Source organism: Vibrio sp. HM8-C, from assembly GCF_058630515.1.
Map to the genome: position 1 here is coordinate 1 of NZ_JBMMKS010000049.1, position 284 is coordinate 284.

Annotated in this window: 1 tRNA gene; it reads right to left on the reverse strand. The window is 39.4% G+C overall.

From position 1 onward, the window contains the following. Positions 1 to 182: 182 nt before the first annotated feature. Positions 183 to 258: transfer RNA gene (locus ACOSVQ_RS20680), tRNA-Val, on the reverse strand. Between the last annotated feature and the right edge of the window lie 26 nt (positions 259 to 284).

A 284-nucleotide genomic window follows, 5' to 3' on the forward strand; every position in this document is an offset into this window, starting at 1 on the left:
ATAGGATTTGAGAACTTTTAATAAATAACAATGAATCACATTGTTATTTGTCAGCTTTCCAAATTGTTAAAGAGCAAAGTGTCATCTAAAACACTTTTTAAGGATTCTCGTCGTCAAAAGTCCGAACCACGTACGTTTTATTGAAGTGGTTTGGATTTCATTATCCAAAAATGCTTAAAGAGTGGTGGGCGATACCGGGTTCGAACCAGTGACCCCCTGCTTGTAAGGCAGGTGCTCTCCCAACTGAGCTAATCGCCCACATTATTTGATTTCCTGTGGAAGGA